Below are 7,020 nucleotides of genomic sequence, written 5' to 3'. Positions count from 1 at the left end.
GCCCCGGGCCCGGTCGACACCGACGTCCTGCGCACCGTCCTCGACGGCCGCTACGCCGACCTGCGCGAGCGGGCCCGCCGGGAGTTCCCCGCCGACTTCTTCGGCCCGATCGACCACCTGAGCACCGCCGAGCAGCGCGAGCTCACCCGCGCCCGGCTGCGCGTGCTCGCCGACCTCGGCGGGCACGAGCTGGGCTACTCCTCCCGCCACGGCGGCGGCGACTCCCCCGGCGGGCAGGTCAGCCAGTTCGAGGTGCTGGGCTTCGGCGACGCCTCGCTGATGATCAAGTCGGGCGTGCAGTGGGGGCTGTTCGGCGGCGCCGTGCAGGCCCTGGGCACCGAGCGCCACCACGCCGAGCTGCTGCCGCCGCTGCTGCGCCTGGACCTCGTCGGCTGCTTCGCGATGACCGAGTCCGGCCACGGTTCCGACGTCGCCTCGCTCGGCACCACCGCCACCTACGACCCGGCCGCGCGCGAGTTCGTGCTGCACACCCCCGACGAGTCCTGCCGCAAGGACTACATCGGCGGCGCCGCCGAGGACGCCGAGGTCGCGGTCGTCTTCGCCCAGCTCCTCACCGGCGGCGAGTCGCAGGGCGTGCACGCGTTCGTCGTGCCGCTGCGCGGGCAGGACGGGCGCGACCTGCCCGGCGTGCGCCGCGGCGACGACGGCCGCAAGGCCGGGCTGAACGGCGTGGACAACGGCCGGCTGTGGTTCGACTCCGTGCGCGTGCCGCGCACCGCGCTGCTGGACCGCTACGCGCAGGTCGCCGAGGACGGCACCTACACCAGCCCCATCGCCAGCAAGAACGCCCGGTTCTTCACGATGCTCGGCGCCCTGGTCAAGGGCCGCGTCAGCATCTCCGGCGGCGCGATCGGCCAGACGAAGGTCGCCCTGGAGATCGCCCTGCGCTACGCGCTGCGCCGCAAGCAGTTCGCCCGCCCCGGCACGGCGGGGGACGAGCGCGGCGAGGAGGTCGTGCTGCTGGACTACCTGGCCCACCAGCGCCGCCTGCTGGTGCCGCTGGCCACCACGTACGCGCTGAGCTTCGCGCAGGACGAGCTGCTGGGCGAGATGGACGAGCTGCTGCGGGTGCAGCTCGTGGGCGGCGACCCCGAACCCGCCCGCCAGCGCGCGTTCGAGGCGCACGCTGCGGGCATGAAGGTGGCCTCCACCTGGCACGCCACGCGCACCATCCAGACCTGCCGCGAGGCGTGCGGGGGCAACGGCTACCTGGCCGAGTCCCGCCTGCCGCAGCTGAAGGCCGACACCGACGTGTTCACCACCTTCGAGGGCGACAACACCGTCCTGCTGCAGCTGGTCGCCAAGAGCCAGCTGACCGCCTACGCCCAGCAGTTCTCCGACCTGGACACCCTGGGCATGGCGCGCCTGGCCACCCGCGACTTCGTCAGCACCCTGGCCGGGCGCAGCCCCGCCCGCTCCCTGGTCGCCGACGTCGTCGAGGCCGGCCGGGTGCCCGAGGACCTGCACGACCGCGCCTGGCAGCTGCGCATGCTCGCCGAGCGCGAGCGGCACGTCGTGGAGTCCCTGGCCAAGCGGATGCGCAAGGCCCGCGCCCGCTCCGACCAGGACGCCTTCGAGGCCGTGGACGGGCTGCAGGACCACCTGCTGCTGGCCGGGCGCGCGCACGTGGACCGCGTCGTCGCCGAGGCGTTCGCCGCCGCGATCGCCCGCACCGGGGACCCGGCGGTGGCGGCGCTGCTGGGCGAGGTGTTCGACCTGCACGCGCTGGCGCTGCTGGAGGCGGAGAAGGGCTGGTACCTGCAGCACCGGCGGATGACGACCCTGCGGGCCAAGGCCGTCACCCAGGCCGTCAACGACCTGTGCCGCCGGCTGCGCCCGCGCACCGGGGAGCTGCTGGCCGGCTTCGGCACCCCGCGGCACTGGCTGGCGTCCTCGCTGGTGCCGGAGTCGCTGGAGCCGCCCGCCGCGTAGGGTCCCCACGTGCACGGTGAGTACAAGGTCCCCGGCGGCAAGCTCGTCGTCGCCGACGTGGAGGTGAGCGGCGGGGTGCTCGCCTCCGTGCGGCTCTCCGGCGACTTCTTCCTGGAGCCCGACGACGCCCTGGAGGCCCTCGACGCGGCGCTGACGGGCCTGCCGGCCGACGCGGGCACCGCGACGATCGCCGCGCGGGTGCGCGCGGCGCTGCCGCCGGGGGCGGTGCTGCTGGGCTTCTCCCCCGAGTCGGTGGCCACCGCGGTGCGCCGCGCCGTCGGCGGGGCCACGGGGTGGCTGGACCACGACTGGCAGCTCGTGCACACCGGCCCGCAGCCACCGCAGACGCACATGGCCCTGGACGAGGTGCTGGCCCGCGAGGTCGCCGCCGGCCGGCGCCCGCCGACGCTGCGGGTGTGGGAGTGGGCGAGCCCGGCCGTGGTCATCGGCAGCTTCCAGTCGCTGGCCAACGAGGTCGATAGGGAGGCCGCGCAGCGCCTGGGCGTGCAGGTCGTGCGGCGCGTCTCCGGCGGCGGGGCGATGTTCGTCGAGCCGGGCAACACCATCACGTACTCGCTGTACGCCCCGCCCTCCCTGGTGGAGGGGCTGTCGTTCACCGAGTCCTACGCGTTCCTGGACGACTGGGTGCTGGTCGCCCTGGGCGAGCTGGGCGTCAAGGCGTGGTACCAGCCGATCAACGACATCGCCACGGACCAGGGCAAGATCGCCGGTGCCGCGCAGAAGCGCCTGGCCGACGGCACCGTGCTGCACCACGTGACGATGTCGTACGACATCGACGCCGCCAAGATGCTGCAGGTGCTGCGCATCGGCCGCGAGAAGCTGCGGGGCAAGGGCCTGGCCAGCGCCGCCAAGCGGGTGGACCCGCTGCGCCGGCAGACGGGCCTGCCGCGCGAGGAGGTCATCGACCGGATGGTCGGCACCTTCCGCCGGCAGTACGGGCTGACCGCCTCCGAGCTCACCGGCGCCGAGCTGGCCGCCGCCGAGGAGCTCGTGGCGGCCAAGTTCGCCACCGACGGGTGGATCGCCCGCATCCCCTGACCCCACCCGTCCGGGCCCCACCCGTCCTGACCCGCACCCGTCCGGGGCAGCCGCCCTCGACAGGGCGCCGGCGCGGGCGCACCATCGCCGCATGGAGGACGCGGCGCTGCGGGCCAGGCACGGCACCCCCACCGGCGTGCTGCGCGACGCCGACCGGGCCGGGCGCGCCCTGCGCGTCAGCGCCCACCCCGACGCCGCGCGCGTGGTGCTCTCCACGTGGCAGGGCGGCACGTGCGTGTCCACGGTGCGGCTGGACCGCGCCGAGGTGGTGGAGCTGCTCGCGGCCCTGGGGGCGGCGCTGCTGCCGCCCCCGGAGCCGGGCGCTCACCAGGGCACGACGCCGTAGCGGTCCCGGAACGCCCCCGTCGGCCCGTCCGGCCCGCTCGTGGCCAGCTCGACGATCGCGTCGGTGCCCTCGGTGACGGTCTGCTGGCCGCTGTGGCCGTTGAAGTCCGTCGCGGTGTACCCGGGGTCGACGGCGTTGAACCTCACCCCCGGCAGCGCCTTGGCGTACTGCGTGGTCAGCATCGTCAGCGCCGACTTCGAGGACGTGTAGAGCGGCGCGACGACCCCGCCCTCGACGCGGTCGAGGTCGTGCGTGACCGCGAACGAGCCCAGCCCGCTGGTGACGTTGACGACGAGGGGGTTCGCCGACCCGCGCAGCAGCGGCAGGAACGCGTGCGTGACCCGCACGACGCCGAAGACGTTGACGTCGTAGACGGCGAGGGCGTCGGCCGCCGTGAGCTCCTCGGCCGGGCTCTGCGGCCCGCCGACGCCGGCGTTGTTGATGAGGACGTCGATGCCGCCCTCGTGCGCGGCGACGTCGGCCGCCGCGGCCCGCACGGAGGCGTCGTCGGTGACGTCGAGCTGGACGAACCGGGCCCCGAGGGCCTCGGCGGCCGCCCGGCCGCGCTGCGGGTCGCGGGCGCCGACGAGGACGGTGTGCCCGGCCTCGACGAGCCGGCGGGCGGTCTCGTAGCCGAGGGACTTGTTGGCCCCGGTGATGAACGTGGTGGTCATGGGCCCACCCTCGGCCAGTGGGCGGGTCCCCACCAGTGCCCTGCCCGACGGTGGGACGGGCAGTACCAGGCTGGGCAGCGCGGCACGAGGGACGATGTCCCCGTGGACGAGACCTTCGGCGCGGCCCTGCGCCGCTGGCGCGACCGGCTCTCCCCCGTCGACGTCGGGCTGCCGCCGCGGCCGCGGCGGCGCGCGCCCGGGCTGCGGCGCGAGGAGCTCGCCGACCTGGCGGGGCTGTCGGTGGACTACGTCGTGCGGCTGGAGCAGGGCCGGGCGGTGAGCCCGTCGGCGCAGGTCGTCGCCACGCTCGCCCGGGCGCTGCAGCTGCAGCCCGCCGAGCGCGACCACGCCCACCGGCTGGCCGGGCTGCTGCCGCCGGCCACCGGGACGGTCTCCGACCACGTGCCGCCGGGAGTGCAGCGGGTGCTGGCCCGCCTGGCGGACCTGCCGGTGGGCGTCTTCAGCGCCGACTGGACGCTGCTGACGTGGACGCCGTCCTGGGCCGCGCTGCTGGGCGACCCGGGCGGCGTGCCGCGCCGGGAGCGCAACCTGGTGCGCGCGGTGTTCGCCACCGGTCCCGGCGGGCTGGCGTCCTGGCCCGTGCGCGGGGCGGACCCCGGCATGGAGGGCGCCCTGGTGCGCGACCTGCGCACCGCGCTGGTGGAGCACCCGCGCGACCGCGGGCTGGCCGCGCTCGTCGCCGAGCTGCGGGCCTCCAGCGCGCGGTTCGCGCAGCTGTGGGCCGAGGGGGCGGTGGGCCGGCACGTGTCCGCGCGCAAGACGGTCGAGCACCCCGCGGTCGGCGACGTCACCTGCGACTGCGACGTGCTGACGGTGCCGGACAGCGACGTGCGCCTGGTCGTCTACACCGCCGCGGCGGGCAGCCCCGACGCGGAGAAGCTGGAGTTCCTGCGCGTCACCGCCCCGGTGGGCGCACCCTGAGCCGGGGCGCTGCCCGGCTGCGCCCGGCGCGTTCTCCGGGTGCGCGCGGCGGGCGCGCTGCGCACCATCGGTGTGTGCCCCGCCTGCGACGCGTCTCCAGCTCCTCCCCCGGCTTCACGCGCCGGCGGCGCGGCAGGGGCTGGACGTACTTCGACACCGCCGGCGGGCGCATCACCGACCCCGCGGTGCTCGAGCGGATCTCGAAGCTGGCGATCCCGCCGGCGTACACCGACGTGTGGATCTGCCCCCACGCCAACGGGCACCTGCAGGCGGTGGGCACCGACGAGCGCGGCCGGCGCCAGTACCGCTACCACGAGCAGTGGCGCACCGAGCGCGACCGCGCCAAGCACGACCGCGTGCTGGAGGTCGCCGCGCAGCTGCCCCGCGCCCGCGAGGTGGTCCAGGAGCACCTGCGGCTGCCGGGCCTGCCGCGCGAGCGGGTGCTGGCGGCCGCGTTCCGCCTGCTGGACCTGGGCTTCTTCCGCGTGGGCGGCGACGCCTACGCCGAGGAGAACGGCTCCTACGGGCTGGCCACGCTCAGGCGCGAGCACGTCGTGCAGCACGGGGGCGAGCTGGTCTTCCGCTACGTCGCCAAGTCCGGCAAGGACCGCACCGCCGTCATCGCCGACCCCGACGTGGTGGAGGTCGTGCGCTCCCTGAAGCGCCGCCGCGGCGGCGGCGACGACCTGCTGGCGTGGAAGGCGGGCAACCGCTGGCACGACGTGACGAGCGACGACGTCAACGCCTACCTGCGCGAGACGATCGGCCCGGACGTGTCGGCCAAGGACTTCCGCACCTGGCACGCCACCGTCCTGGCCGCCGTGGCGCTGGCGGTCTCGCTGCCGGCCTCGCACAGCCCCACGGCCCGCAAGCGGGCGGTGGCCCGGGCGGTGGCGGAGGTCTCGGAGTACCTGGGCAACACGCCCTCGGTGTGCCGCAGCAGCTACGTCGACCCGCGGGTGGTCGACCTGTTCGACGACGGGGTGACGGTCGCGCCGGCGCTGGAGCAGCTCGGCGAGGACGCCGCGTTCGGCCACCCGGCCACGCACGGCGCCGTGGAGCGGGCGGTGCGCGACCTGCTGCACACCGACCCGGTGGCCGTCTCGCGGGCGGTGGCGCGCGGGCGGCCGGTGCCGGTGCGCTCGCGGCGGCTGTCCGCGCCGGCGGCACCGGGCACTGGACCCGGCGCCGGGCCCGGTGCGGCGGCCGGTGCCGCGGCGGCCTGAGGGGTTCTCGCGGGGCGCGCGCGGGAGCGCACCCCCTATGCTGGACGCGCTCCCGCGGCCGGGAGCAGCGCCCTCATCGTCTAGTGGCCTAGGACGCCGCCCTTTCAAGGCGGTAGCACGGGTTCGAATCCCGTTGGGGGTACGCGAGCGGCACCGCGCGCCGGTGTCCGGGGCCCGTGTCACGAGCACGGCCCCGGATCGGGTACTGTTGGTCCCGCAAGCGAGCAAGGCAGCAAGACAAGCAAGGCCTCCTTGAGGCCCCGTAGCGCAGTTGGTTAGCGCGCCGCCCTGTCACGGCGGAGGTCGCGGGTTCGAGTCCCGTCGGGGTCGCTCGTCGTGCCGGTTCGTCCGGCCCGGCACGGCCAGGTAGCTCAGTTGGTAGAGCGTCCGACTGAAAATCGGAAGGTCAGCGGTTCGACCCCGCTCCTGGCCACCTGAGTCCCCACCCCCAGGTCGTCGCGTTCCGCGGCGGCCTTCTTCGCGTTCCCGCACCACCCGCGCACCCCGGGCCCCGCCTCGGTAGCCTGCGGGCCGTGGCACCCACCTCCCCCGTCATCGCCGGCGCCGTCCTCGGCGGCTACGCCCTCGGCCGCGCCACCGGCGAGCGGGCGCTGGCCGGGGCCGCGCTGCTGGCCGGCCTGGCCTGGTCGGCGCCCCGCTGGGCCGCCGCCTCCACCCCCCTCGCCGTCGCCCTGAGCGCCGGCACCGTCGCCCTCGTGGGCGCCTCGCACCCGCTGTCCCGGCGCGTGGGCCCCTGGCCGGCCGTGCTCGCCTCCACGGCGGCCGCCGCCGCGCTGGCCGCGGCGGGCGACGGGGCCGC

At 76.1% G+C, this 7,020-nt stretch carries 7 protein-coding genes and 3 tRNA genes; 9 read left to right on the top strand and 1 reads right to left on the bottom strand.

The features are described from left to right. The 3 genes from GTR00_RS10745 to GTR00_RS10735 form a co-directional block, all read left to right on the top strand. A partial coding sequence (locus tag GTR00_RS10745) for an acyl-CoA dehydrogenase family protein (RefSeq protein WP_205705523.1) occupies positions 1-1,953 on the top strand: 1,953 nt, incomplete at its 5' end. Between the two features lie 9 nt (positions 1,954-1,962). Beyond that, positions 1,963-3,012: a lipoate--protein ligase family protein gene (locus GTR00_RS10740; protein ID WP_166611616.1), complete on the top strand. Its 1,050-nt coding sequence runs from the start codon at positions 1,963-1,965 to the stop codon at positions 3,010-3,012. Positions 3,013-3,103: 91 nt separating this feature from the next. Next, positions 3,104-3,358 carry a hypothetical protein gene (locus GTR00_RS10735; RefSeq protein WP_166611615.1) on the top strand — a complete coding sequence of 85 codons (255 nt, stop codon included), beginning with the start codon at positions 3,104-3,106 and terminating at the stop codon, positions 3,356-3,358. Here GTR00_RS10735 and GTR00_RS10730 read toward each other — a convergent pair. After that, the gene (locus GTR00_RS10730; RefSeq protein ID WP_166611614.1) at positions 3,337-4,032 is read right to left on the bottom strand and encodes an SDR family NAD(P)-dependent oxidoreductase; all 696 of its coding nucleotides are present in this window, start codon (positions 4,030-4,032) and stop codon (positions 3,337-3,339) included. The genes GTR00_RS10735 and GTR00_RS10730 overlap by 22 nt on opposite strands. A 102-nt stretch (positions 4,033-4,134) precedes the next feature. Here GTR00_RS10730 and GTR00_RS10725 point away from each other — a divergent pair, with 102 nt between their 5' ends. The 6 genes from GTR00_RS10725 to GTR00_RS10700 all read left to right on the top strand — a co-directional run. Beyond that, the gene (locus GTR00_RS10725; protein ID WP_166611613.1) at positions 4,135-4,974 is read left to right on the top strand and encodes a helix-turn-helix domain-containing protein; all 840 of its coding nucleotides are present in this window, start codon (positions 4,135-4,137) and stop codon (positions 4,972-4,974) included. 74 nt (positions 4,975-5,048) lie between these two features. Then, positions 5,049-6,200 (top strand): DNA topoisomerase IB, encoded by a 1,152-nt coding sequence (locus GTR00_RS10720; RefSeq protein ID WP_166611612.1) that lies wholly within the window; start codon positions 5,049-5,051, stop codon positions 6,198-6,200. A gap of 69 nt (positions 6,201-6,269) precedes the next feature. Next, positions 6,270-6,342, top strand: a tRNA-Glu gene (locus GTR00_RS10715). Positions 6,343-6,456: 114 nt separating this feature from the next. Next, positions 6,457-6,530 (top strand) — tRNA-Asp (locus GTR00_RS10710). A 30-nt stretch (positions 6,531-6,560) separates the two neighbouring features. Next, positions 6,561-6,633, top strand: a tRNA-Phe gene (locus GTR00_RS10705). A gap of 100 nt (positions 6,634-6,733) precedes the next feature. Further along, the coding region (locus GTR00_RS10700; RefSeq protein ID WP_166611611.1) for a hypothetical protein at positions 6,734-7,020 on the top strand (287 nt) is incomplete at its 3' end.

Origin of the sequence: Kineococcus indalonis, assembly GCF_009906395.1 — a bacterium.
Lineage (GTDB): Bacteria > Actinomycetota > Actinomycetes > Actinomycetales > Kineococcaceae > Kineococcus > Kineococcus indalonis.
This window is presented reverse-complemented; position numbering and strand designations above follow the sequence as displayed.